Origin of the sequence: Phaeodactylibacter luteus (assembly GCF_007993045.1) — a bacterium.
In the GTDB taxonomy this organism is placed as follows: domain Bacteria; phylum Bacteroidota; class Bacteroidia; order Chitinophagales; family Saprospiraceae; genus Phaeodactylibacter; species Phaeodactylibacter luteus.
The window spans coordinates 65,354-90,364 of record NZ_VOOR01000010.1; the positions used below are offsets into that span (position 1 = coordinate 65,354).

A 25,011-nucleotide genomic window follows, 5' to 3' on the forward strand; every position below is an offset into this window, starting at 1 on the left:
AGCCCCTCCTATTCATGCCCAAGCCGGGCCCGTTTGTTTAACGGTAATGCCCCTCTGCAACTGATCCACAATCAGCCCCAAAGGGGCATTACCGTTGTAAAATTTAGCTGTTGGCTTTTTTGTGGTCCGCCAAGAACTGCTCCAGCCCTATGTCTGTGAGCGGGTGCTTGAGCAAGCCCAATGCTGCGCTCAGCGGGCAAGTGAACACATCAGCACCGGCACGGGCTGCATCCACAATGTGCTTGGCATTACGGATAGAAGCTGCTAGGATTTCTGTTTCAAAACCTTGAATGGCATAAATTTCTGCAATTTGCTCTATCAGCGCCATGCCATCCCAAGAAATATCGTCGATGCGGCCAATAAAAGGGGAAACATAGGTAGCCCCTGCTTTGGCAGCCAGGATTGCCTGCCCTGCCGAGAACACAAGGGTACAATTCGTACGGATGCCATTGTCTCGGAAATAACTGAGCGCCTTAACCCCATCCTTTATCATCGGGACTTTAACCACAATATTGGGAGCAATGCCAGCGAGCCGGCGCCCCTCTTCCACCATGCCCTCGTACTCAGTGGAGATGACTTCCGCGCTGACGTCCCCGTCAACGATTTCACAGATCGCCTTATAATGGTTGATGACATTCTCATCCCCGCGGATGCCTTCCTTGGCCATAAGGGACGGATTGGTGGTCACGCCATCCAAGATGCCTAATTCATTAGCCTCCTTGATTTGATCAAGGCTCGCCGTATCAACGAAGAACTTCATGGTATTTAATTTTTGTTGTGCCCGGGAGCCCGGGCCAAGAGCATATTTGGAGCTCGTTCCAATTGCAAACCGTTCCAAACAGGCTACATTTGTGGTTGAATAGCTGTAAAACAGCTCAAAGATAAGACCTTGTTAGGCATTACGCCTATCTGTAGCGCTGCATTTATCTTGGAGGACAACAAAAATGTGGGGATGTTGGAAAGGAGAAGTTCGCCTTAAAAAATAAGGCGAGCAACACATCGACCGCTCAACCTGCCTACCCTTGCTTCGTTTCCGACCTGGGGGGATTCAGCGGGAGCTAGTCATGTGCGCTCGCCGGACGGCAAAGGTATATTTCCATTTAGAAATTTCCAAACCCTTCCCCGGCAGTTTTTTTTTATTTTTTCGGGATGATCTCTGTCTGCTCGCCGAAGTATTGCACAAAACGCTGCATATCAGAAGCCAGGGCCGCATTTTGCGTTGCTTTGTAATAGGTATCCGCTAAGGCCCGCAGGGTTTGGAACATGAACCGGTCCATCTCAATGACCTGCATATCCCGCGTCCATAGATCTATGCGCAGGGTGTCCTTAGAATCTTTATCAAAGATAGACAGCAGGAACGCTTTTGCATCTTGGGGCGCAGGCCCGGCAGGCGCGTCAGCTGATGCCCATTCGATTTCGACAGGCATATTTTCCTCATCTAGCCCGACGCTGATGTGGATATCAGATTTTCTTTTGACTTCGTGTGCCATATTGATTTGGTCTTCAGTTTTAATTCAGTCTTTCCCAGCACTTATCAGACGAGATGCGCCGGGGATCATTGCAGGGCAAGAATGGCTTATTCTCCCGCTACACTAGCCCAACACATCAAGTGTATTTTTCAGGCATGAGCCAGGTTGTAAATAGTGCCAGAGTCATATACAAATGCACCAGGCTCGAGGCGCTGCGCAGTGCGCACCATAGCCTGGGCAACATCTTGAGCCTCAATAGGGCTGTAAGGCGATAAGGCTGTGCGCTGCATCAGTGGGGCTATGCCCCGGCTCAGGCGCACGGCCAGCTGTTCGGCCAACCGTTTTTCCTTACGCTCCCCCAATAAAAGGGAGGGGCGGAAAATATGCAGCCCCCAGTAACCGAGCTCCTTCACTGCAGTTTCCAGCTCCCCCTTTACCCTCGAATAATAAAAGAGGGAGTCTGCATCTGCGCCAACAGAAGAGACCAGCAGCAGCTGATTAGCCCCCGCTTCCCGCGCAAGGCGGGCAGTCTCATAAGCATAAGTGAAGTCTACCTCATAAAAAGCAGCCTTGCTCCCCGCTTTGGCCATGGTGGTCCCCAAGCAAGAGAAGACATCCTGCCCCTCGAACAGCGGTGCAAAATCATCCAGCCGCGCAAAGTCGACGATTTCCTGTGAAAGTTTGGGGTGGGCAAAGCCCAGCTTGCGGCGCCCAAGGCTTACCACTTTCCCGTAAGCGCTGTGCCCGAGCAGTTGCTGCAGGCAGTGCCCGCCGACAAGGCCCGAAGCGCCAAGCACCACGGCCGTTTTTTGATGTTGGGTAATTTCCATGTTACGGGTATCCCCTGTTATTTTGTTGTTGCCCTGCCCTTTTACAGCAGCAGGGCGGCAAAGATAAAGACTTCCTGCTGCCGATTGCAGGGATTGACGGCTTACTTCTTTACTTCCAGTGTGTAGTAAGAAGCGGAGAGGCCGCCCCAAATGCCAAAACCGCCTTCCACATTGGACTCAATGAGGGTGTAGCTCGAAAAAGGCCCCTGATTGGCGGTGTTGAACTCTACCGTATTCCAAAAGTTGTAGTGGGCCTCGTCAAGGGTGATCCATTTCACCGTGACCGTATCGCCGGTTTCGTAAAGCCCAAAGGTTGAAAAATCGAACTCGGTCTCCCCCCGTGGCTGTGGCCGCAGCAGAGGGAACTCCACCAAATCCCCATCGAACAGCCGGTCATCTACGACCGATGCAGCCGGGCTGGCTATTGCCCCTCCATTGATACCGACCTGATAACGGTAAAAATTGGCTACTGAAGGGGGATCCTGAATATAGCCGACCAGCTGTGCAAGCGTATCCACTGGCTCGCCAGGGTTTTCGCGGAAGCGCAAAGAATCTATAGGGACATGCAAAGGGATGGTGGTCACGGCCTGAGCACGGAAAGGGGGCGCTTCGACCCACAGCGTATAAGTCTTGCCAGCCTGGCCAGGCAATTGCAGCCCCAAGTCAAGGTAGGCACAAAAGTTGAACCCAATGCTGTCCAAGTTAAGCCCAAGGAGCTCGCCCGCCGCAGATTTCTGCACCGGTGTAAGGTCTTCGAGGCAGACTTCCGTAAGGGTCACCGTATCCTGCCCATCAGAAACCCTGACCTCTGCCCCCCGGATGAAATTGCCGCTGAAGTCGTCTGCATTAAATTCGCTGAAAAACGGCAGGGCTTTGGACAAGACCACAAATGCAGGACGGGGCTCGCTCCCAGCCTCGATATACCCCTCGACGACAAGGGCAGGCTCGACATTGGCCACATCTGGCAGGAATTCTTTTTCGCAACCCCAAAACAATAAGAGCAGCAAGGCGAAACCAAAGTTTTTCATATGGTATTTGCGTTATTCAAGCCGTTCCGGCATGGATAGGAACCTTGCCGCTGCCCGAATTGTTTTGCCGCCCCCTACTTTGCCCCGCCGATACGCTTGTACTTCAGCCGTATTGAGTTGCCGATGACAATCACATCTGAAAACGCCATGAACAGGGCCCCCCACATAGGGTTGAGATAGCCCATTGCGGCAATGGGGATGGCCACCACGTTGTAGGCAAATGCCCAGAACAAATTTTCCCTTATGGTTTTCACAGTCTGCCGAGAGATACGGAAAGCCCGCTCCAAGTAAGGCAGCTGCCCATTCAGCAATATGACCTGGGCGGAATGTATGGCCGCTTGGGAAGCATTGCTGAGGGAAATCCCTACCGTGGCCTTTGCCAAAGCGGGTGCATCATTGATCCCATCCCCGACCATAGCAGTGGGCTTAGCAGCAGCCAAGGCCCCTACCCGTTCTAGTTTCTGGGCCGGAAGCTGAGCGCCATAGTATGTTGAAATGCCCAGTTCGCCAGCTACCTCTGCTACTTTAGCTTCTTGGTCACCACTCAGTACTACAGGCTCCTTGCCCTGAGCTTTAAGGTAGTCAACAAGGCCTTTGGCCCCAGGCCGTATATCATCTGCCAAAGTGATGACAGCAAGCAGCACCTGCCCCTCCAGAAGAAATAGGTTCCCCGGCACGGGGCTCAGCCCTGCCTGTTCTAGCAAACGGGCAGAGCCCAATTGGTACACTTTCCCTTCGGGGCTTTCCGCCCACATCCCCAAGCCTTTTTGCTCCCTGACGTTGTGCAGCTCCGCCTTCACGCCATTGAGCCTCGGCCCAATTTCTGCCACTAGAGATTGGGCCACAGGATGGGAGGAATGCCGCTCCATCTGATAGATCAGCGCATTGGCTTTAGCAGATTCGCCGGTAGGGTAGGTGATCTCCTTGATTTTGAACTGCCCGGTCGTAAGGGTGCCTGTTTTATCGAAGACGATAGCTTCTACCCGGTCAAAAAGCTCGAGCGTAGCACCACCCTTCACCAGAATCCCATTGCGCGCCAAGCGGCCAACCCCGACCATAACGGCTGTAGGCGTAGCCAGCCCCATGGCACAGGGGCAAGAGATCACCAGCACAGCAATGGCATTCATCAGGGCTTTGCCAAAAGCCAGCCCAAATGCGAAATGCCCAAGCAGCAGGGTCAACAACGCAATGCCCAAAACGACAGGCACAAAGACCGCACTGATGCGGTCGGCCAGCCGTTGAAGGTCTGGCTTATCCTGCTGTGCAGTTTTGACCAGCTCTATCATCTGCTCGAGCACCGTATCCCGGCCTGTAGCCGACACTTCTACTTTCAGGTTGCCCGAGGCGACCAAGGAAGCCCCTATGACGCGGTCGCCAGCAGCTTTTTCGACCGGAAGGCTTTCCCCGGTAAGCATAGATTCGTCAATAGCGGCTTGGCCCTCCAAAATGACCCCATCCAAAGGCACTTTATCGCCTTCGTTCACCAAGAGGATGTCCCCTACCCTGACCTCGTCTCTTTTGAGGGTCACCACCGTACCGGAGGGCATCAGCTTACGGGCTGTTTCTACCTGCAGCTTGGCCAGCTCCCCGATCGCCGTGGTCGTCTGTTGCACCGCCCGCTTTTCCAACCAATTGCCTACCAGCACCAAGGTGATAATGGTAGCGCTGGTCTCGTAAAAAATGTAGTTGGCTTCGCCCAATATAGTCCCAGTCAAGCTGTAGCCAAATGCAGCGGTGCTGCCTACGAAGATGAGCACATCCATATTGGGCACGCCTCCTTTCAGGGAGCTAAGGGCAGAGCGCCCAAAGTGGAAAAAACCGATGAGGTATACCGGCAGCGCCACCCCCATCTGCACCCAATAATCCTCTAGGAATGGGACCTCCACTCCTGCCATCATGAGCAGGTGCTGCAGCAACAAAGGCACAGTGAACACAGCGCTGATGAAAAGCTTGCGCTCCAACGTCCACCAAGGGCCTTGCTGGCCAGGCGCGTCCTCTTCAACGGTAAACCCAAGCTTGTGGATCCCTTTCTTGACCTCTTCCAGCCCTATGCTAGCCTGCCCTTGATGATAACGGACCTCCTCGGTCTGGAAATTGACATAAACGCCTTCCAGCCCTTTGCGCTCAAGGTAACGGTTTAAGCTTGCTGCACAATTGTTGCAGGTCATGCCCGATACCCTGAGCTCTACCAAGTCATCCTTAATATTTTCATCCATGATTTATCCTTTATATTGAACCCCAAACCTGTTCAATCCTTTTTATAGGCAGGTCAAGGCAATTTTGCCACAATCAGCTACCTTATAACAAGTAGAAACCTAAATCAGATTAATGATGAGAACACTGAGCCTTATTTTCATGCTCGCTGTACTAATGGCAGCTTGCCAGAACAACGCAGGAGGGGAGCAGCAGGCTTCGAACGAAACCAACGAAATGGAGGAAACTGCAGCTCCTGAACTGAAGTACACCCTCACCCCTTTCACTGCATCTACAGCTTACCCCGATGCCAAAATTGCCTCAGTAAACTACGCTGCCGGGCAATTTGACTTTGGTATAGAAGGAGAAACCTACGAGCTCGGCGTGCAGACTCCGGACGCAGGCGCGAAAATGTGCGCCAACAGTGCAAAAGGGCAGCATATACACCTGATTATTGACGATCAGCCGTATGCCGCAAAGTACGAATCAAGTTTTGCATACGAAATCCCAGACGGGGAGCACTATATGCTCGCTTTCCTATCGCGCTCCTACCACGAGAGCATCAAAACAGATGCTGCCCATGTCGCCAAAGCGGTTACGGTAAAAGACAACGGCTTTGAGGCTACCTCGGACATTGAGGCGCCTATGCTCTTCTACAGCCGCCCTAAAGGCACCTACACCGGAGCTGCAGAAACCGAAAAAGTCATGCTCGACTTTTACCTCGCTAATGTGCCCGGCTTCGGCACAGAGCACTTCGTAATGGCAGAGATCAACGGGGAAGTCCATAAGATAGATACTTGGCAGCCCTATTATATCGAAGGAATGCCTATGGGCGAAAACACCATCAAGCTGACGCTTGTGGACAAAGCGGGCAATGCAATTGACACCCCGCTCAATCCGGTCTCCCGGACTTTCACCCTTCAGGAAGAGCAGCCGGCCGGATAAACTGCCCTTGTATCTTTATATACCTGAGAAAATGCAGGCTGCGAAAGTGCGCAGCCTGCATTTTTTATATGCGATAAAAATAAAAAAGTGCTGCTCGCGAACTTGCACGGCAGCACCCAAAAGCCAGTAAACCAGTAGCCCTTTGGCTACTAACAAACAAACTAAATTTTCAGGGCCGGCTTGCCGCCCCGGTTATTTTGTGAAGGGCTCCGCTTGAGCGGAAAAAGTGCAGCCTGCAAAGCAGTTAGTTTTATTACCCCTACCTGCCCCCTCCCCTTTTGAAGTTCAGGATGCAGGCTGCACAGTTAAAATTCCCTTTCGAAGTTGGCGAAATCAGTCCGGCACAATGGCTGCCCATAGGTACCGGAGATTTTGTATTTTGACAGCCTTGGTGCGGGGCGTTGCCCCGCCAAAACCATCTTTTGATTTTGATGTAGTTCCTTTTTCAGGACACTTACCTATATCCAACAACCGTGCCAAAAATGAAACCAACGAACCTCCTTCTTCAGGATAAACTGGCCCTATTCATACTTATTACTTTGATAATCAATGCTTTAAGCTGTAAAAACAAGATAGGCGCACCTACTTATACGGCACAAAAAACCGCAATAGGTGAGCAAGCAGCCCTCGTTTCGCCTCATCCGCTTGCAACTGAGGCCGGGCTAAAAGTCCTCCGGCAAGGAGGGAACGCCGTCGATGCAGCGATCGCCGTTCAATTTGCTATGGCTGTAGTCTACCCGCGAGCTGGCAACCTGGGCGGCGGAGGCTTTATGGTCATCAGGCAGCCCGAAGGAGAAGTGCATGCCCTGGATTACAGGGAGAAAGCGCCTTCACAGGCCCATAAAAACATGTACCTGGACAGCACCGGGCAGGTCATTGACGGGCTGAGCCGATCGGGCGCCCTAGCTGTTGGCGTACCGGGCACAGTAGCTGGAATGGAAGCTGCTTTCGAAAAATACAGTGCGCTCAAAGATTGGTCTGCCCTGCTACAGCCTGCTATCGATTATGCAGCACAGGGCTTTCAGCTTTCCCAAGCAGAGGCCGAACGGCTCAATCGTTTCCAAGAGGAATTCCTTGCTCACAACGAGCCAGGTATACCATTCATAAAAAACCATTTTGAACGTGGAGATTGGTTCCGGCAGCCTGAGCTGGCATCGACCCTAAGGGCTATCCGGGATCAAGGTGCAATAGGCTTTTACAAGGGCAAAGTGGCCCAGGCTATCGCTGCAACCATGGATGAGAAAGACGGGCTGATCACTACAGCCGACCTCGCGGCTTATGAAGCAGTATGGCGGGTGCCCACAGCTTCCCGCTACAAAGGCTACACGGTATGGTCTATGCCGCCCCCTTCGAGCGGAGGGGTAGCGCTTTCGCAAATGTTGGAGATGGTGGAGCCCTACGCGATTGGGGAAATGGGTTTTCACCACACGGCAGCCGTACACCTCATGGTGGAAGCGGAGCGGCGGGCGTTCGCCGACCGGGCGCAGCACCTTGGAGACCTTGACTTCTATGATGTGCCGATGGAAAAGCTGATGGACTCCCTTTACCTGGCTAGCCGTATGGCCGATTTCACGCCGGATACTGCCACCGCCTCGGGCCAGTTGGCTGCCGGCAACTTTACCCTGGTCAAAGAGAGCTTTGAGACCACCCACACCTCAGTGGTATCGCCCGAGGGCCAGGCGGTCTCCGTCACCACCACCCTCAACAGCAACTACGGCAGCAAAGTCTTTGTGCGCGAAGGGGGTTTTTTTTTGAACAACGAAATGGACGACTTCAGCGCCAAGCCAGGCGTCCCCAACCAATTTGGCCTGGTAGGGGCTGAGGCCAACGCCATCGCGCCAGGCAAGCGCATGCTCAGCTCCATGACCCCCACTATTGTGGAAAAAGACGGGGAGCTGTTTTTGGTCCTTGGGGCCCCGGGCGGGAGCACCATCATCACTGCAGTTTTCCAGGTCTTCCTAAACGTTGCTGAGTTTGGGATGCCACTGCCCGAGGCGATCAATGCCGGGCGCTTCCACCATCAGTGGCTGCCCGACCAGATTTTGCTGGAAAAAGGCGGGCTGCCAGACAGCGTACAGCAAGCCCTCAAAGCTATGGGGCATGAAATCCGGGAGATTGACCGTATGGCCGTTATCAAAGCCGTGCTGAAGGATGAGGAGGGGCGCCTTCATGCTGCGGGAGACCCCCGAAATCCAGACGATGATGCCCGGGCTTATTGATGCAGCAGGAGCGCATGTTTAGCTTCTTGCCGTTGCCGTGCTCCGGAAAGCGACAACGCCTGCCGCCACAGCTAGGCAAAGGACAATCAGCAGGCCGGACCGGAGGCCAAAGTGCTCGCTGACCATCCCGATCAAAGGCGGGGCGATCAGGAAGCCGATGACGCCCGATGTCGCGACTGTCGCAATATTGCCGCCCACAGAACCAGTAGGCACACGGGAAGCTGCGCCAAAAAGCAAAGGGACCACACTCGAAAAGCCGATGCCTACTACCGTAAACCCGACAATAGCCAGAATGGGCATATCGGCCAGTATAGCCAGCAGCACGCCCAGCGCACCAATCAAACTACCGCCGATAATGACCCTCCGGTTGCCCAGTGCCAAACTGAGGGAGTCCCCTGCAAAGCGGCCCATAGCCATGGAAAGTGAAAAACCGGCATACCCCATACTCGCAAGGAAGGGGTCTGCGCCCAAGTCCTGCCGCAGATAAATCGCGCCCCAATCGGCTACCGCGCCCTCTCCTATCATGATGCAAAAACCGATGAAAGCTAAACCCAGCAACGCCCCCGAAGGCCACTCGAAAGCCTGCTTTTTCAACGGGCCAGAGGGCTGCGCAGGCAGGTGGCGTATGGCCGCGCGGAAATAAAAATGCAGCCCCACCATCAATATCGACACCCCGATCAAATGCGCCTGAAGGGGCACGCCCATAGAGGCGATCAGGCCCGAGGACCCCGCGCCCAACATGGCCCCTAGGCTGAACATGCCATGGCAGGCCGACATAATGGCCACGCTGTACTCCCGCTCCACTGCAGCGGCAGCGGCGTTCATCGAAATGTTCATGAAGCTATTGCTAAGGCCCACTAGGGACAAAAGGAAAAACAAGCCCCATGCTCCCTGCGCGAATGCAGGCAGCGGGAACAAACTGCAGAACAGTAGGGTAGAAAACGTCATGGCCTGCCCTGTGCTGAGCCTGCGGCCCAGCCAGCCTGAAAGCGGCATCATGATCAGGGCACCTACCGGCAGCCCGAGCAGGGCAAAGCCCAGCTGCCCCTCCGAAAGCGAGAGGGCCAGCTGTACTTCCGGCAAACGCCCCAGCCAGCTGCCGAATAAAAGGCTCAACGTAAAAAAGGTCATCCCAACCGATAAGCTTGGCGTGTGGAACGCCAGGGTACGGATAGTCCGAATCATATGCTTTTTCAATTCAGGCCGGCTCATGGTGCAAAGCTAAACGGCCTGCACGATAATCCGGCCTTGTTTTTTTTAATCCCCCGGCCTCATGCCGGAGCTGCCATAAAAAAAGGCAGCCGCCCCTTACCAGGACAGCTACCACATCTCAATAGTAGTGTATGAAACTCAATATATTCTTTTACGACACCGCAAAGGTAGGCCTGCTCGCGGCAACAGTCCTCCTTTATTTTGACCCTTTGTCATACCATATTAACCCTTCCTGAGCAGGTGAACTTTTCTGGCTTAACTATTGTATTCTCAAGCAGATAGGGCATGGAAAACCTTGCCAAAAGTTATTTACCCAACCCTTAGACAGGGGCACAAACCACCCCCTGAGCCTGCCAAATACCAAATTATATACGGCACAAGTTTCACCTCCTGATCAAGGAGGGCGGGCACAGCTTGCCCCGCTGCATGGAGGTGGATGTTTTTTTAAAAAAAATAGGCCCGGGCAACATCCGGCAGCTATATCGATAATCCCTATGAAAGCAATCCTTGAAAAAATCGAGCCCGTATTCGGCAGCTCATTTACCCTCCGGAGGTTTGACGACAAGCAAGCCTGCAACCGGCCTAGCTGGCACTTCCACCCAGAATACGAAATCGTATACATCTCCAATGGCCGGGGCAAACGCCATATCGGGGACCACATTTCCTACTTTGAAGATGGCGACCTGATATTCCTCGGCCCCAACCTCCCCCACTTCGGCTTTACAGAGGAAGTATTCGAGGCACACGTGGAGATCGTTGTCCAGATGAAAGAAGACTTCCTTGGCCCTGATTTCCTGAACAAGCCAGAGATGGCCCGCATCAGGCAGCTGTTCGAACGCTCCCGGCAGGGCCTTTCCTTCCATGGCAATACCAAAAAAGAAGTAGGGGAACGCCTGAAGGGCATGGGGCCTCAAAACAGTTTTGACCGCCTGATGACCCTCCTTTCCATTTTGCAGGGCCTGGCAGGCTCGGAGGAGTATCAGCTGCTGAATGCCAGTGGCTTTGCGCTGGAGGTCAATGCACAGGACCAAGACCGCATGGAAGCGATCTACCAATATGTACAGGACAACTTCCAGGAAGAGGCCAACCTGGATGAAGCTTCAAAGCTGGTCAGCATGACGGTGCCCGCATTTTGCCGGTACTTCAAGAAACTGACGCGAAAAACCTTCAGCCAATTTGTCAATGAATTCCGTATTGCACATGCCTGCCGCCTGCTGGGCGACGATCAGCTGACCATCGCGGCCGTCAGTTTTGAAAGTGGGTTCAACAACTTATCTCACTTCAACCGGCAGTTCAAGGGGATCACTGGGCAAAGCCCCAGGGAATACCGAAAAGGCATCAAAAAGGTCGTATCCTGAGAAAAAGCAACGGCCTTGTTTTCCAAGGTGCGAACCAAAACATCGCAGGCGTTTATCTAGCCTGGCACTGGCCTAGCGCTGCGCAGGGGTGGCCGAAGGCCAGACCCGACGCCTGTAGGGCGAGGGGCCGAGCGGATAGCGAGCCCCGGAGCATAGCGGCACCTGCCTGCTGGCAGGGGCAGGCCCCTCCAAAAACGACAATCTGGTCCGCGCCCTTTTCCAACGCACCTGGCACTTGCGAAAAATATAGCGCAAAAACAGTAGGATTTGCTGTTCAAATCCTACTTTTGCCCTGTTTGAATTCAGAGCTGGCTGGCATTTTGTCACCTAGCAGAAAATCTCAACGAGCTCTAAATGCTCCCCATTCAAAACCGGGAGCAGAAACGTGGACCAAAAGAACTGTATATCCCATGAAGAAATTACTCTTTCTTGCGCTGGTAGCCTTGGTTTCTTGCACCAGCAATGAAGCGGCCAAACAGCAACTGATCGGCAACTGGCAGTACAACAAAGATGCTATGGTACAGGCCGTAAAAGAGCGCGAAGCTGTCTCAGACCAGGAAATCCTGAATGTGCAACAGTTTGCCGATATGTATTCCCGAGACGTCTTTGTGTTCCAGGAAGATGGGCAGCTTTTGCTCAACGCTGCTGCCGGCTCTCCACTGAGCGGCACTTGGGAGCTCAACGCAGATGGCAGTGAACTGACCATCAACCTCGGCGCCAAAGGGAAGCCCAGCAAGATTTTGTCGATCAGCGGCAACAAGCTGGTGCTCGAGCCTATCGCCAAAGAGGGCCGCCTCAACTTCCCCCGTATCTTTAAGCGCGTGGAATAGTGTGGCAAAGCCCACAAATTGCCCTGTGCCCAATGGCGCTTAGATAAGCGCTTGTGCGCAAAAAGCCCGGCTGGAATGCCCCCAGCCGGGCTTTTTGATACCCCCCTCCAAAGGTTAAACCAATCGTAATTCCCGTTTTACATACACTTTACAAAAAGTATTGATTTTGTGCTCATTATAAAAATCCGGCATCGCCGTTGAAGAGCGCTTATGAAACGGGAACTTGACATCGTTATCATTTCTGATGTACACTTGGGCACTTATGGCTGCCATGCCAAAGAGCTCCTCAATTACCTCAAGAGCATCAAGCCAGAAACCCTTATCCTCAATGGGGATTTCGTGGACATGTGGCAGTTCCGGAAGCGGTACTTTCCCAAAGAGCACATACAGGTCATTCAGCGCATCCTGAAAATGGCTGCTAAGGGCACTAAGGTGTACTACATCACGGGCAACCATGACGATGCGCTGCGGCGGTACTCTGATTTCTCTTCGGGCAACATACATCTTCGGGACAAGCTGCTGCTGCAGCTTAAAGACAAGACCTACTGGATTTTCCATGGCGACATATTCGACCTGTTCATTCAGTACTCCCCTTTCATCTCTAAGCTGGGCGGCAAAGGCTATGACTGGCTAATTGTGCTCAACCGCTTTATCAACAAAGCACGTATGGCAATGGGCAAGCCCCGGATGTCTTTTGCCAAGCGGATCAAAGCTTCTGTCAAAGAAGCCATTAAATTCATAGGGGACTTTGAGGACACCGCTATACAGCTCGCAGCAGAAAAAGAGTACGACTATGTCATTTGCGGGCACATCCACCGTGCACAAATGCGGACGGAGACCGTCAACGGCAGGCAGGTCTCTTACCTGAACTCTGGCGATTGGGTAGAAAGCCTGACCGCCCTTGAGTACAATTGGGGCCGTTGGTCCATTTACGAGTATGATGAAGCAGACTACGAAGTGGTCAGCCCTAAGCTACAGGTGAAAGGGCAGCATACCGAAAACGCGGAACTCCTTGATGAAGACCTGGCTGGCCATATCAGTACAGAAGACATCTTCCAGCAGATCACTCAACAGGGCGGCAGATAGGGCGGCAGCACCTTTGCGGTATGCCCACCGCTGCCGATACTATCTTGCAGAAAACCAAAAGCCGCTTTGGAGAAGGCCTCCAAAGCGGCTTTTGGCTGGGGGTCAACGCTCCTGCTGCCCCAAGGAGACCAAATTAGCAAAGAGGCGGAACGCGCCCGGCACCCCTGCCGGCAACTCACGGAACCAGCTATAGCCACTATAAACATAGTAGCCCTCCCCATACTGGGCAACGAGCAGGCCGCCTTTTTTGGGGTCTTCGCCCGGATCATGGGAAGAAAGGACCGCGGTGTACTCTTCTGACCATTCATTTGGGAAGTACAGCCCACGTTCCTGCACCCAGCCTTCAAAATCCTGCTCCGTTATTTTATTGGGCCAGTTCAAAACCGGGTGGCCGGGGGCTAAAACCTCAACCGGCGCTTCTTCCACCGTGACCCGGTCTCGGGACAGCTTAAAGGGGTAAGGGCCAATGTCTTCGGATTTCACCTTGAGCCCACGGGAGGTATTGTACTGTGCGACCACGGTACCGCCCTGCTTCACGTACCCCATCAGCGCATCCTGATGAAAAGCCATCCGTTCATTGGTATTGTATACCCGGACGCCCAGCACCACAGCATCAAACTTTTTGAGGTACTCAACAGAGAGGTCGTCATCTTCCAGCAGTTCTACCTCATAGCCCATCTGCTCAAGGCTGTTGGGCACTACATCCCCAGCCCCCATAAGATAGCCGATGCGGCGGCCCGCAGTTTTCAAGTCTACACGAGCTACCCGGGCACGGCTTTCCAGCATGACCGTCTGAGCAGGGATGTGGTCATAACTGATGAGGTCTAGCCCGCGGCTGTAAGCCTTGCCGTTTTCCAACTCTACCTCTGGGGAGATATACCCCTCCGACTGTTCTTTGGGCGGGAACAAGGTGAAACTAAAAACCTGATCTGCTGATTTTGCCGCAAGGGAAACTTCTTGTGCAGCAGGCTCGGCCCTCCAACCTTCAGGCACCCTCAACCTTACCTTGCCAGATATGCTATCCGCTCCTGCCCTGACGCGGACACTGACCGGCTGCGCTGCTTCGCTGGCAAACACATAAACGCTCTCGCTGAGGTTTGCAAAAACTGGGGGGGTAATTTCAAAAGGCCGGTACACTTCCCCCTTGGCAGGGTCCGTTTCCTTGAACACAACTGGCCTTTGTACTGCCAGGGCAACCCCATCTACATTCAACCTGAACACAACATGCAGGGGCCGTGGCGTTTCTGGCAAACCCCGCATTTCCTGCGCTTCTACCTTGTACATGCCCAAGCTGCCGGGCTCGTTCAGCCAGTAGGGGTTGGTATACGCCATATCTTCTGGTATCGTGACCGTTTTGTACCATTTGTACTCTTGGTTGTTTTCCAAAACAAGAGCCAAGGCAGTGTCGCGGTCAAAGGGCAGGTAGGCTACACTTGAAAGCGCAACCGCTACCTCAGACCGGTTGACCACTTCGAGGCTCAGCTCCACTGCTTCGCCCGGGGTTGCAGAATATTCTTCAGCGGTAGCCTCCAGATAGAGCCCCATGCAGGCGAGGATAATCTCCTGCAGCTCCTTTTCTTTTTTCCGCGGCCAAAAACCATCGAGCGAGGCCATTGCTTTGTAAGCCTGCAACAGCTTGGGCACAGAGGCATGCGGCTTTGTGAAGTCATAAGCCCGGATGGCCTCCTCTAAGATTTCGCCTACTTTCTCGCCACCTTCCACCCGGGACCAAGTGGTGTTGATCCCTTCAAACAGCCGTTCTTTGCGAGCCGGCATATCCCCTTTCAACAGTTCCAGGTATTCCTGTTGAGCACCTCGGCTCAGGGTGGCCCCAAAGCCTTGGCACTTGTGCATGCTGCGGGCTTCAGCCGCGATTTCATTATTGGACTTTCCCCTCATGGGGTAATACACCCCTATGTCTACGCTCATCATGCTAGACTTGTCTGCCTCGTCAAATGCTTCCTGGCTCCCATAAAACCACCACGACGTATTGAAGAACAGCCGGCGGGGCTGCCAAGGCGCTACATACTTGAGCTGCTCGGGAAAGACGGAAGGGTCCGCTGCCAGGTCAAAAGCTTCGTAGGACAACATGGCCGAGGAAGTATGATGCCCGTGTGTACGGCCCGGGCTGCGATGATCAAACCGGTTGACGATCACGTCTGGCCGCCATTTCCGGATGGCCCAGACCACATCGGCCAGCACCTCATCTTCTTCCCAGATTTTCAGGGTCTCATCGGGGTGCTTGGAGTAGCCAAAATCATTGGCGCGGGAAAACAACTGCTCCCCCCCGTCCGTACGGCGGGCACCGAGCAGCTCCTGCGTACGGATGACACCAAGCAACTCCCGGATCTCAGGCCCGATCAGGTTCTGCCCTCCATCGCCCCGGGTCAGGGAAAGGTAGGCGGTCTCTGCTTTCTCCTCGTTGGCCAGGTAAGCGATCAGCCGTTGGTTCTCATCATCGGGGTGGGCAGCCACGTACAAAGCCGAGCCCAGGAAGTTCAATTGTTGTATTCCTTGGTAAATGTCGCCTGTAGTCCACCGCTTTGGGGCTTGGGCTTGCAGCCCATGCCACGACAGGCACACAATGGCAAATAGCACAGCCAAGTGCGGTAAGCGTAGATTTTGCATAAAATTCAACTTTTCGTTTTGGTTAATGAACGGGCCAGCCCTCGAGTATATCTTGCTGCCCCTGCTCCTCGCGGGGGCCTGCGCCTGCCCTGATTTGCTTCACCAGTTTCCGGGCTGCTTGTCGTTCCCCGACCATAGCAGTCAAAGTATAATAACCATATGGGAAGCTGGATGTTTCCCAGGTCACTTTAGCATAGGGCTGAAGGATAGCCTCCCGGAGCACCTTGCCCCGGCTGTCTATCAAAACCAGCTCAAGCGGCTCTGTCTCGTGGCTGATGATCGCTACAGAATCTTGGAACGGGTTAGGCACCGGCTCTACTTTTAACCGGTAGTCATTTTGGGCTGACAGCAGCCGGCCTTCGCCAAACCCTCTTGCAGCAGCCGCCGGCACGATGGGGCGGCGGGCAGCGGCCTGGCCAGGGCTTTCAACAGCTGCCCCTTCAGACAGCGCCTTAGGCTGCGGAGGGCGGTCTGCTGCCAGGGCCGGGCCTCCCTTCAGTTCATAATGCACAGCCCTCAAAAGAGAATATTCATTGAAGGCATCCCGGCCCAGTTCCCATAACATGACACCGCCAGCCTCTTCCAAGGCGAGCCTAGTTTTAGCTTTAATGGTGGCCAGCCCATTGAAATACAACTGCCCCACTTGGTCTAGATAAGCATGGGCTGGGTTTTGGCTCACAATAGCCCCATAATTGACCGAGCGGATGCGGCTGCGGTCGGTAAAATCCCAGCCGTAAAAAGGCAGGCCCAGTACGATTTTGCCGCGGGGCACGCCCTGTGCTTCCCAATAACTCAGGGAAGCCCTGGCCAAGCTTATAGGTGCGTGCTGCCCCGCCCGGTCTGGAGTCCAAGGCCCGGTGAGGTCGTAAGCCATGATATTGATAAAATCAAAAGCAAGGAGCGCTTCATCACTCACATGCCGGTACCGCGTCTTGGCAGGGAATGCAGCAGTCAGGAGCTTCTGCTCTCTGTCCAGGGCTGCCTTGAGCGCCAAGACAAACCCGCTATAGTTGGCATCGACCATTTTCCATTCTAGGTCTACATCTACCCCATCCAGGCTGTGGATGCGGACGTAATCCATGATGCGGGCAACAAAGGCGGCCCGCTGCTGCGGCTGAAGGTAATGCGACCAAGCTTGCTGCCAGTCTTCCTGTAAAGCACCGCCGGCCAGGGAGATCAAGACTTTGACCCCATGGCGCTGGGCTTCCCTTACGATGGGCGAAATATCCACATTGCTGGTCTGAAGGTTGCCATGGGCATCCGGGTTGGCAAAGGCTATGCAGAGGTGGGTGAGCTTGTCCATCTCTACCTGATGGAGAATGGGCTCCCGCTGAAACTGTAGATAACCGACCACCCGCTGCGCCAGAGCAAGCTTGGCGGTAAATAGGCAGAAGATAAGAGCAGGCAGCAGATAGCCGATCCGATTCATGGGGGAGTGATTTGACTTGGCTCGAATATAATAATTATCTGCATACATATAGCCCCTAACCTTTACAGCGGCCCCTATCCTTCGCCCAGTGCCTGCAACAAGTCGGCGATGACATCTTCGGGGTGCTCCAGGCCTACCGATACGCGCACCATGCCCGGGGTTATGCCAACCGCAAGGCGCTCTTCTTCTTTCAGCTTGCTGTGGGTCGTAGAAGCCGGGTGGGTAACAATAGTGCGGGTATCGCCGAGGTTGGAGGACAGGGAGCAGAGCTTGAGCCGGCTAAGGAAACGCCGCCCCGCAGGCAGCCCGCCCTTCAGCTCAAAAGCTACGATACCGCCGCCCATAGACATCTGCCTTTTCGCCAGCTCGTACTGTGGGTGGGAAGGCAGATGGGGGTAGAACACGCGCTCTACCAGTGCACTGTTCTCTAATGCGCCTGCCAGCTGCAGCGCGTTGGCACAGTGGCGCTCCATACGCACCGCCAGCGTCTCCAAGCTTTTAGAAAACACCCATGCATGGAAGGGCGACATGGCAGGGCCGGTATGCCGGCAGAAAAACCGCACTTGCTCAATCAGCTCTGCTTTGCCCACGATCAGCCCGCCCAAGACCCGGCCTTGCCCGTCCATCCACTTGGTAGCGGAATGCACGACCAGGCCTGCCCCATAGGCTGCAGGGCGCTGCAGGTAAGGCGTTGCGAAGCAATTGTCTACATTTAAAATGAGCCCGTGCTTATCCGCCAAGGCTCCAGCCTTCTCCAGGTCAATCAATTGCAGGCCAGGATTGGAGGGCGTCTCCAGTACAATCATCTTGGTTTCCGGCCGGATATGGGCCTCCCAGGTGTCGATGTCCAATGGGTCTACATAAGTATACGAAATGCCCCAACGGGGGAAAAGGGAAGCTAAAATCTGATGGGTTGAGCCAAAAACTGCACGGGAGGCCAGCACATGATCGCCTGCTTCCAGGAAAGCAGCCATACTGGCAAAGACAGCGGCCATGCCCGAAGCTGTAGCGAACCCATCCTCAGCGCCTTCCAGGCTGCACACCTTTCGGATAAGCTCGTCGTTGTTGGGGTTGTTGTAGCGGGTATAGATGATGTCGTCATTGCCCCCGGTAAAAGCTTCTTCCATGCGCTCTGGCCCGGGGAAAACAAAACTGGAGGTCAGGAACATCGGCATGCTGTGCTCCCGGTAGCCGGTGCGCTCCATTTGCTCGCGTACAGCACGGGTCTCGAAATGCAGTGGGCCGGTTGGTTCGCTCATTTTTTTCGCTTTTGCGGTGTGATCGATATAATGGCAGGCCGTGCAATAGGGGCTCCCCCCCGCTGCCCTGTTATCGCCTCTTTCTACTGTAGGGCGCAAGGCGCTTGCCCAGCCTGTCCGCTTTCGCTAAAGGTAAAACTTTGAGGCATTCTCCCACACCAGATAGCCCGCCAATTTAATTAAAACTATTTTCCTATAGATTTAGTATAATTATTTCATGGCTTTATCTTTGCCCTGTTGCTTGGGCGCATCTGCCGGAGATTTTATGGCCTAGCGCTGCGAAGGGGTACAAGCCCGATAGGGCCGAGCGGATAGCGAGCCCCGGAGCATAGCGGCAACCTGCCGAGAGGCAGGGGCAGGCCCCTCCCAAAAACAACAGCAACTGGGTTTGCGGCTTGCCCCTTGGGGAGTGATGCGTTAAGACAAGCCCGCTGCGCGCACTGATAATCTTCATTTCTTTGTACCTTCGTTTGCTCAACATTGGCACAGCAGAAAAAACAAAAACATTGGCTGAACATATCCACCCTATTTTTGACCGCCTGCTGCAACGGGAAGACCGGGAGCGCAGGCTGAAGCAGAAAGGCAAAGCCCTTTGGCTGACCGGGCTGTCGGGATCGGGCAAAAGCACTATTGCCCAGCACCTGGAGCGCAGGCTTTACAACGAGGGCTTCTTCCCTCAAGTGCTCGATGGGGACAATATCCGCTCCGGCATCAACAGCAACCTCAGCTTCAGCGATGCAGACCGCAAGGAGAACATCCGGCGCATAGCGGAAGTCGCCCGCCTCTATCTGCATTCCGGCATTATCACCATCAACTCCTTCATCAGCCCAACGCGGGAGATCAGGGATATGGCCAGGGCCGTTATCGGAGCAGAGGATTTCATCGAAATTTACGTCAACGCCCCAATAGAGGTGTGCGAAGAGCGGGACGTAAAGGGGCTTTACCAAAAGGCAAGAGCTGGAGAGATCAAGGGCTTCACGGGCATAGACGCGCCCTACGAAGCGCCTTTGTCGCCGGCCTTCGAAATCCGGACAGACCAGCTGAGCCTGGATGAAGCGGTAGGCCAACTGTATGCCTTCATCCATCCCATCATAAAATACTAATCCATGCCCGCCCTTGCCATCCGGGCGGGCCAAAGCTATCCATCTTTATGAGCTATAACTTGAACCACCTGAAGGAGCTGGAAGCCGAGTCCATATTCATCATCAGGGAAGTCGCTGCCCAATTTGAGCGCCCGGTACTGATGTTCTCCGGCGGAAAAGACTCCATCCTCATGGTACACTTGGCGCGCAAAGCGTTCTACCCTGCCAACATCCCCTTTCCCCTATTGCACATCGATACCGGGCACAACTTCCCGGAAACGATAGCCTACCGGGATGAACTGGTAGCAAGCGTGGGGGCCCGCCTGATTGTAGGCTCGGTACAGGAGGCCATCGATCAGGGGAAGGCGGTGGAAGAGAAAGGTTTTAACGCCAGCCGGAACTACCTGCAGACCAATGTGCTGCTGGAGGAACTGGAGAAAGGGAAATTCGACGCTGCCCTGGGCGGTGCCCGCAGAGATGAGGAAAAAGCCCGTGCCAAGGAGCGCTTCTTTTCTCATCGGGACGAATTTGGGCAGTGGGACCCCAAAAACCAGCGCCCTGAGCTTTGGAACCTGTTCAATGGCAAAAAGGTGTTCGGCGAGCACTTCCGCGTTTTCCCCATCAGCAACTGGACCGAACTGGATGTCTGGATGTACCTCGCCATGGAAAAGGTGCCCCTCCCCAGCCTCTATTTCGCGCACAAGCGCCCCGTCTTCGAAAGGGAAGGCACCCTATTGGCGGATTGCGAATACATCACCAAGCGGCCTGAAGAACAAGCCGCAGTGGAAGAGAAGATGGTCCGCTGCAGGACGATCGGTGACATGACCTGCACCGGCGTCTGGGAATCTGAGGCCGCTACGATTGAGGACATCATCAAAGAAGTTTCGATCGCCCGGAAAACAGAACGCGGCGGGCGGACCGATGACAAACGCTCTGAGACGGCTATGGAAGACCGGAAGAAACAGGGCTATTTCTAGGTTGCCCCCATCCATTTTCCTTGACCTCCTTTTCCAAACAAGACAAAACAGCAGCATGACTGACTATAAAAACATGGAGCTTTTGCGCTTTACTACCGCAGGCAGCGTAGATGATGGGAAATCGACCCTCATCGGCCGCCTGTTGTACGACAGCAAATCTATATTTGAAGACCAGTACGAAGCGGTGCGCCAGAGCACAGAGCGCAGGGGCGAAGAGGGTGTGAACCTTGCCCTGCTCACCGATGGGCTGAAAGCAGAACGCGAACAAGGCATCACCATTGATGTGGCCTACCGGTATTTTGCTACGCCCAAGCGCAAGTTTATCATAGCGGACACCCCCGGCCATATACAATATACCCGGAATATGGTGACGGGGGCTTCGACGGCTAATGTCGCTCTTATCCTTATCGATGCCCGGCATGGTGTGGTAGAACAAACCCGCCGCCACGCCTTCATCGCTTCCCTATTGCAAATCCCCCACCTTGTCGTCTGTGTAAACAAAATGGACCTCGTCGATTACAAAGAGGAGGCCTTTGAGCGGATCAAAGCTGACTTCGAAGAGTTTTCTTACAAACTCGATGTCAATGACGTGCACTTCATCCCCATTTCTGCACTAATGGGCGATAATGTGGTGGACAAATCAGCAAACATGCCTTGGTATGGCGGCTCCACCCTGCTCTACTACCTGGAGAACGTACATATCGGCAGCGACTACAACTTCATCGACTGCCGCTTCCCCGTGCAGTATGTCATCCGCCCCAATACAGATGAATACCATGACTACCGGGGCTATGCAGGCCGGGTAGCCGGCGGGGTGTTCAAGAAAGGGGACAAGGTCATGCTGCTGCCTTCTGGCTTCACGAGCAAGATTGCAAAAATTGATACTTTCGACGGAGAGGTAGAGGAGGCTTACCCGCCTATGTCTGTGACCATGCTGTTGGAAGACGACCTCGACCTGAGCAGGGGGGATATGATCGTACGAGAAAACAACACCCCGGAAATCGACCAAGATGTCGAGGTCATGGTTTGCTGGTTCAACGAGCGCCCGCTGCAGGTGCGCGGCAAGTATGCCATCCTTCATACGACTCAAGATGTGCGCTGCATCATCAAAGAGGTGCGCTACAAGCTCGATATCAACTCCCTCCACAGAAACGAGGAGGACAAGCAAATCGGCATGAACGATATTGCAAGGGTGGTCATCCGGACCACCAAGCCGCTGTTCCACGACAGCTACCGGAAAAACAGAGTGACCGGAAGCGTGATTTTTGTGGACGAGTCTACCAATGAGACGGTGGGTGCTGGAATGATCATTTAACAGGGCTCGCCCCAAGGCTAAAAGCGGCGGTGCATACGGTTGTGCCGCCGCTTTTTTCTTTCCTCCTAAAGCAGTTTGGGTGCAAACCAGAGTGTCGTTTTTTGAAGGGGCCTGCCCCTGCCAACGGGCAGGTGCCGCTATGCTACGGGGCTCGCTGCCCGCTCGGCCCTGTCGGGCTTGCCACCCCTTCGCAGCGCTAGGCCAATGCCAGGCTATACTCCCATCGGCCACCTGAATGGCGCCCCACCTTGAACCCCTGGCCAGCAAACTTTTTATCAGGCAGCTCCGTTTGCACAGTATCAAATACGGACAACTCCTGGCCATGAAAAACAAACTCACCCTAAGCATTATTGCACTATACCTTTTGACAGCTGCTCGCCTGCACGCACAAAGCACAGCTGCCCTACAAGACTTCCGCCTTGCCGGCGATGCACGCCCTTCAGGGGGCGATTGTATTCAGCTCACCCCCGACCTCGAGTGGTCTTCAGGCAGCATCTGGTACCAAAAAGCCATTAGCTTGGAGGCCAACTTTGATATGGAGCTCCGCCTCATGCTGGGCTGCAAAGATGAAAAAGGAGCGGACGGTATGGTTTTTGTTTTCCACCCCCATGCAGAACGGACTGGCTACCGGGGCGAAGGCATGGGTTTTGCGGGGCTTTACCCTTCCCTTGGGCTAGAAGTTGATACTTGGGAGAACGGGCACTTAGGAGACCCTGCCGCCGATCACGTTGCGCTGCTCAGGGATGGGAATGTACATCATGCCTACGGCCTCACCCCGCCAAAAGCTATCGCGAACCTGGAGGATTGCCGGGAGCACCCCTTGCGGATCACCTGGGACGCCGAGCAGATGCTTTTCCAAGTGAAAATTGACGGCAGGACGGTCGTATCCTACCGCGAAAACCTGATCGCAGAAGTATTCAACGGCAACCCCGATGTATACTGGGGCATCACCTCCGCCACCGGCGCTTACAACAACGCCCACAAAGTCTGTGTAGAGAAGCTGGATTTTACGCTTTCCGACGACCGGCAGGAGCTCGAGCTCAGGGGCCTCAAGCTGCAGCAGCTCAAGCAAGGGGAGTTCATCACCCTTGAGCGCATACAATTTGAAAGCGGTAGTGATATACTGACGCCCGAGGGCAGGCAGGAGCTAGACGAACTGGCGCGCATCATGAAAGGGCGCCCCAAACTCCACCTTGATATCATTGGGCATACCGATGGCATAGGAGATGCAGATGCCAATTTGGCATTGTCCAAACGTAGAGCCAACGCGGTAGCAAAGTACTTGAGAGAAAAGGGCATTCCCGGCAAGCGGCTCAAGCCGGAAGGCGCAGGTGAAGGCTACCCCACACACACCAATTCGACGCCTGAAGGGCGGAAAAAGAACAGGAGAGTAGAGTTCAGGCTCATCAAGCCTATTGTGTAAGCTCTTTTCCGTTGCAGCGCCCCCCCTTGAGGACATATTGGCCCGCCGAGCTATCGAGCTTGAACTCGAAGATGGTAGAAAGGACCAAGAATACTTCCTCGAGTGCTTCCCCCTCAAATGTGCTCGTCAGCGTACAATGGCTAAGGGCGGCGTCTGTCAGGAGGATATCTACGCCATAAAACCTTTCCAAGTCGGTCAGTACAGTGCTCAGGGGAGTCTGACGGAAAGAAAGTTTGCCGGTACGCCAAGCCAAGCCGTTCAAGTTGGGGGCTTGTTTTTTGCCGAGCACCCCTTCATTGGCGTTATAAGTGCCTTTCTCAAAAGGGGTGAGCTCTACCGCTTTGCCATTTTCCGGCTCAGACAAGCGGACTTTCCCTTCTGCTACTTCTACCTCTACGGTAGGCTCTTCTGGGTAGGCCCGCAAATTGAAAGCGGTGCCCAATACCCGCGTTTCTGTCCCTTTGGAAACGATCAGGAAGGGGCGCTCTTTGTCTTTGGCTACCTGAAAGAAAGCTTCTCCGGAAAAAAGAGCCCGGCGTGCGCCCTCCTCGGATTTAAAGGCCAGGGAGGAATTTTGATTGAGCCATGCCTGAGTGCCATCGGGCAGCTCAACAGATAGGCTTTCGCCTGGGCCTGTAGCGTATGCCATTTCGCTGGCGGTGGAGGCTTCCCACGCCCAGAATGCGCCAATACCTAGGACAATAGCTGCAGCAGCCCTGAGCCAGAAGCGGTGCAGGCTGCGTACCGGAGCAGCAGCTTCATCAGCCGCCATACGGGTGCGCATTTTTTGCCAGGCAGCCTCCGTGTTAGGCTGAAAGCCAGACTTATACCCCTCTATTGCTCTCCAAATTTCCTGATCGTGTTTATCCATGCCTGGTTAGCGGTTTTTACGGGCGCTGCCCCGGAAGTATTGCCATGCCGGTAGCCAGCGTTTTTTGTTCTAGTCCCCCTAAAGATGGGCTTGTTTTCATTCTCATTTATCAGGACACCAATTATAAGGACTCCCCCCCATGCCGGATGCCCTGTAGCCTTGCAAAATGCCGTAAATGTCAGCCAGATGGCTTTTCGGCCTTATTGCGCAGCCTTCAACAGCAGCAGGAGGGCTGGCAGGTATGCTGCCAAGGCTTCTCTGAGCAGCCGGAGCGCTTTGGCGATCTGGTTCTCGACCGTTTTCGGCGAAATGTCCAAGTGTTCGGCAATCTCCTTGTAGCTCAGCTCTTCAAAGCGGCTGAGGACAAAGATGACCCGGCAACGCGCGGGCAGCCCGTCAATAGCCTGATCGATGCGCGACTGCAGCTGTTCGGCTTCGATGAGCTGCTGTGCACCCGCCAGATAGCTTTCCTGTACCGGAGCGGCATCTTCCTCCGCAAAGCGGATTTTCTGGTCGCGCAGATGGTTGAGGGCACGGTTCACAGCAGCCCTGCGCAGGTAAGCTTTTAGGGAAGATTGTATATTCAAATCCCTCCTTTTCCGATACAGCTCGTAAAAAACATCTTGGGCAATATCTTCAGCTATGCCTTCGTCCGGAATGATCCGCAGTACAGAACGGCACACCCAGGCGTAATGCTGCCTGAAGACCGCCTCTATGGCGCTTTCCTCCCCTCGTTGTAGCTGCCTGAGTAATTCCTGATCGCCTGTTCCCTGCTGCAAGGCTTACGGTTTGTTTTAATGCCAATTTGCAAAATAAAACCCAATAAAGAGGGCGGCTGCGCCCCTTGTTCCTACCTG

20 protein-coding genes and 1 other RNA gene are annotated in these 25,011 nt (G+C 54.2%); 9 read left to right on the top strand and 12 right to left on the bottom strand.

The genetic code is table 11. The annotated features are described in order from the left end of the window. Positions 1 to 103 precede the first annotated feature (103 nt). From fsa to FRY97_RS06710, 6 genes are all read right to left on the bottom strand, one after another. Entirely contained in the window at positions 104 to 760 is a 657-nt protein-coding gene (gene fsa / locus FRY97_RS06685; protein ID WP_147166672.1) for a fructose-6-phosphate aldolase, read from the bottom strand. Positions 761 to 982: 222 nt separating this feature from the next. After that, an RNA gene (gene ffs / locus FRY97_RS06690) (signal recognition particle sRNA small type) lies at positions 983 to 1,078 on the bottom strand. A gap of 58 nt (positions 1,079 to 1,136) precedes the next feature. After that, the gene (gene gldC / locus FRY97_RS06695; protein WP_147166673.1) at positions 1,137 to 1,490 is read right to left on the bottom strand and encodes a gliding motility protein GldC; all 354 of its coding nucleotides are present in this window, start codon (positions 1,488 to 1,490) and stop codon (positions 1,137 to 1,139) included. A gap of 128 nt (positions 1,491 to 1,618) precedes the next feature. Next, a complete protein-coding gene (locus FRY97_RS06700; RefSeq protein ID WP_147166674.1) occupies positions 1,619 to 2,299 on the bottom strand; it encodes an oxidoreductase in 681 nt (226 codons plus the stop codon). 101 nt (positions 2,300 to 2,400) lie between these two features. After that, positions 2,401 to 3,327, bottom strand: coding sequence for a DUF4249 domain-containing protein (locus tag FRY97_RS06705; protein ID WP_147166675.1), 927 nt, complete (start codon positions 3,325 to 3,327; stop codon positions 2,401 to 2,403). A gap of 74 nt (positions 3,328 to 3,401) precedes the next feature. After that, positions 3,402 to 5,543 (bottom strand): heavy metal translocating P-type ATPase, encoded by a 2,142-nt coding sequence (locus tag FRY97_RS06710; RefSeq protein ID WP_147166676.1) that lies wholly within the window; start codon positions 5,541 to 5,543, stop codon positions 3,402 to 3,404. A gap of 112 nt (positions 5,544 to 5,655) precedes the next feature. Between FRY97_RS06710 and FRY97_RS06715 the strand changes: the two genes are divergently transcribed. After that, a complete protein-coding gene (locus tag FRY97_RS06715) occupies positions 5,656 to 6,465 on the top strand; it encodes a hypothetical protein (RefSeq protein WP_147166677.1) in 810 nt (269 codons plus the stop codon). Between the two features lie 482 nt (positions 6,466 to 6,947). Further along, the gene (ggt, locus tag FRY97_RS06720) at positions 6,948 to 8,684 is read left to right on the top strand and encodes a gamma-glutamyltransferase (RefSeq protein ID WP_147166678.1); all 1,737 of its coding nucleotides are present in this window, start codon (positions 6,948 to 6,950) and stop codon (positions 8,682 to 8,684) included. Between the two features lie 18 nt (positions 8,685 to 8,702). Here the strand turns inward: ggt and FRY97_RS06725 are convergent, their stop codons facing one another. After that, positions 8,703 to 9,869, bottom strand: coding sequence for an MFS transporter (locus FRY97_RS06725; RefSeq protein ID WP_170254531.1), 1,167 nt, complete (start codon positions 9,867 to 9,869; stop codon positions 8,703 to 8,705). A 521-nt stretch (positions 9,870 to 10,390) separates the two neighbouring features. On the opposite strand from FRY97_RS06725, the gene FRY97_RS06730 reads away from it, so the two are divergent. The 3 genes from FRY97_RS06730 (at position 10,391) to FRY97_RS06740 (ending at position 13,170) form a co-directional block, all read left to right on the top strand. Further along, complete coding sequence (locus tag FRY97_RS06730) at positions 10,391 to 11,254, top strand: AraC family transcriptional regulator (RefSeq protein ID WP_147166680.1); 864 nt, start codon at positions 10,391 to 10,393, stop codon at positions 11,252 to 11,254. Positions 11,255 to 11,664: 410 nt separating this feature from the next. Then, the gene (locus tag FRY97_RS06735; protein WP_147166681.1) at positions 11,665 to 12,084 is read left to right on the top strand and encodes a hypothetical protein; all 420 of its coding nucleotides are present in this window, start codon (positions 11,665 to 11,667) and stop codon (positions 12,082 to 12,084) included. 210 nt (positions 12,085 to 12,294) lie between these two features. Next, on the top strand, positions 12,295 to 13,170 hold the full coding sequence (locus tag FRY97_RS06740) for a UDP-2,3-diacylglucosamine diphosphatase (protein ID WP_147166682.1): 876 nt from the start codon (positions 12,295 to 12,297) through the stop codon (positions 13,168 to 13,170). Positions 13,171 to 13,272: 102 nt separating this feature from the next. Here FRY97_RS06740 and FRY97_RS06745 read toward each other — a convergent pair whose 3' ends face one another. From FRY97_RS06745 to FRY97_RS06755, 3 genes are all read right to left on the bottom strand, one after another. Continuing rightward, the gene (locus FRY97_RS06745) at positions 13,273 to 15,798 is read right to left on the bottom strand and encodes a PIG-L family deacetylase (protein WP_147166683.1); all 2,526 of its coding nucleotides are present in this window, start codon (positions 15,796 to 15,798) and stop codon (positions 13,273 to 13,275) included. A 22-nt stretch (positions 15,799 to 15,820) separates the two neighbouring features. After that, positions 15,821 to 17,227: a glycosyl hydrolase family 18 protein gene (locus FRY97_RS06750; RefSeq protein WP_170254532.1), complete on the bottom strand. Its 1,407-nt coding sequence runs from the start codon at positions 17,225 to 17,227 to the stop codon at positions 15,821 to 15,823. Positions 17,228 to 17,301: 74 nt separating this feature from the next. Further along, positions 17,302 to 18,486 carry a trans-sulfuration enzyme family protein gene (locus tag FRY97_RS06755; RefSeq protein ID WP_147166685.1) on the bottom strand — a complete coding sequence of 395 codons (1,185 nt, stop codon included), beginning with the start codon at positions 18,484 to 18,486 and terminating at the stop codon, positions 17,302 to 17,304. A 506-nt stretch (positions 18,487 to 18,992) separates the two neighbouring features. Here FRY97_RS06755 and cysC point away from each other — a divergent pair. From cysC to FRY97_RS06775, 4 genes are all read left to right on the top strand, one after another. Beyond that, a complete protein-coding gene (gene cysC, locus FRY97_RS06760; protein ID WP_147166686.1) occupies positions 18,993 to 19,589 on the top strand; it encodes an adenylyl-sulfate kinase in 597 nt (198 codons plus the stop codon). A 47-nt stretch (positions 19,590 to 19,636) separates the two neighbouring features. Then, a complete protein-coding gene (cysD, locus tag FRY97_RS06765) occupies positions 19,637 to 20,545 on the top strand; it encodes a sulfate adenylyltransferase subunit CysD (protein WP_147166687.1) in 909 nt (302 codons plus the stop codon). A gap of 55 nt (positions 20,546 to 20,600) precedes the next feature. Then, positions 20,601 to 21,860, top strand: a complete 1,260-nt coding sequence (gene cysN / locus FRY97_RS06770; protein WP_147166688.1) for a sulfate adenylyltransferase subunit CysN — start codon at positions 20,601 to 20,603, stop codon at positions 21,858 to 21,860. A 322-nt stretch (positions 21,861 to 22,182) separates the two neighbouring features. Continuing rightward, on the top strand, positions 22,183 to 23,283 hold the full coding sequence (locus FRY97_RS06775) for a lectin-like domain-containing protein (RefSeq protein WP_170254533.1): 1,101 nt from the start codon (positions 22,183 to 22,185) through the stop codon (positions 23,281 to 23,283). On the opposite strand, the gene FRY97_RS06780 is transcribed toward FRY97_RS06775, so the two are convergent. Both FRY97_RS06780 and FRY97_RS06785 read right to left on the bottom strand, forming a co-directional pair. Further along, a complete protein-coding gene (locus FRY97_RS06780) occupies positions 23,273 to 24,154 on the bottom strand; it encodes a FecR family protein (RefSeq protein WP_147166690.1) in 882 nt (293 codons plus the stop codon). The two genes, FRY97_RS06775 and FRY97_RS06780, sit on opposite strands and share 11 nt — an antisense overlap. A 200-nt stretch (positions 24,155 to 24,354) precedes the next feature. Further along, the gene (locus tag FRY97_RS06785) at positions 24,355 to 24,933 is read right to left on the bottom strand and encodes an RNA polymerase sigma-70 factor (protein ID WP_147166691.1); all 579 of its coding nucleotides are present in this window, start codon (positions 24,931 to 24,933) and stop codon (positions 24,355 to 24,357) included. Positions 24,934 to 25,011: the final 78 nt, after the last annotated feature.

Excerpts from the sequence above, each read along its gene's own strand:
- fsa (WP_147166672.1), bottom strand. The coding sequence starts at position 760 with ATGAAGTTCTTCGTTGATACGGCGAGCCTTGATCAAATCAAGGAGGCT.
- gldC (WP_147166673.1), bottom strand. The coding sequence starts at position 1,490 with ATGGCACACGAAGTCAAAAGAAAATCTGATATCCACATCAGCGTCGGG.
- FRY97_RS06700 (WP_147166674.1), bottom strand. The coding sequence starts at position 2,299 with ATGGAAATTACCCAACATCAAAAAACGGCCGTGGTGCTTGGCGCTTCG.
- FRY97_RS06705 (WP_147166675.1), bottom strand. The coding sequence starts at position 3,327 with ATGAAAAACTTTGGTTTCGCCTTGCTGCTCTTATTGTTTTGGGGTTGC.
- FRY97_RS06710 (WP_147166676.1), bottom strand. The coding sequence starts at position 5,543 with ATGGATGAAAATATTAAGGATGACTTGGTAGAGCTCAGGGTATCGGGC.
- FRY97_RS06715 (WP_147166677.1), top strand. The coding sequence starts at position 5,656 with ATGATGAGAACACTGAGCCTTATTTTCATGCTCGCTGTACTAATGGCA.
- ggt (WP_147166678.1), top strand. The coding sequence starts at position 6,948 with ATGAAACCAACGAACCTCCTTCTTCAGGATAAACTGGCCCTATTCATA.
- FRY97_RS06725 (WP_170254531.1), bottom strand. The coding sequence starts at position 9,869 with ATGATTCGGACTATCCGTACCCTGGCGTTCCACACGCCAAGCTTATCG.
- FRY97_RS06730 (WP_147166680.1), top strand. The coding sequence starts at position 10,391 with ATGAAAGCAATCCTTGAAAAAATCGAGCCCGTATTCGGCAGCTCATTT.
- FRY97_RS06735 (WP_147166681.1), top strand. The coding sequence starts at position 11,665 with ATGAAGAAATTACTCTTTCTTGCGCTGGTAGCCTTGGTTTCTTGCACC.
- FRY97_RS06740 (WP_147166682.1), top strand. The coding sequence starts at position 12,295 with ATGAAACGGGAACTTGACATCGTTATCATTTCTGATGTACACTTGGGC.
- FRY97_RS06745 (WP_147166683.1), bottom strand. The coding sequence starts at position 15,798 with ATGCAAAATCTACGCTTACCGCACTTGGCTGTGCTATTTGCCATTGTG.
- FRY97_RS06750 (WP_170254532.1), bottom strand. The coding sequence starts at position 17,227 with ATGAATCGGATCGGCTATCTGCTGCCTGCTCTTATCTTCTGCCTATTT.
- FRY97_RS06755 (WP_147166685.1), bottom strand. The coding sequence starts at position 18,486 with ATGAGCGAACCAACCGGCCCACTGCATTTCGAGACCCGTGCTGTACGC.
- cysD (WP_147166687.1), top strand. The coding sequence starts at position 19,637 with ATGAGCTATAACTTGAACCACCTGAAGGAGCTGGAAGCCGAGTCCATA.
- cysN (WP_147166688.1), top strand. The coding sequence starts at position 20,601 with ATGACTGACTATAAAAACATGGAGCTTTTGCGCTTTACTACCGCAGGC.
- FRY97_RS06775 (WP_170254533.1), top strand. The coding sequence starts at position 22,183 with ATGAAAAACAAACTCACCCTAAGCATTATTGCACTATACCTTTTGACA.
- FRY97_RS06780 (WP_147166690.1), bottom strand. The coding sequence starts at position 24,154 with ATGGATAAACACGATCAGGAAATTTGGAGAGCAATAGAGGGGTATAAG.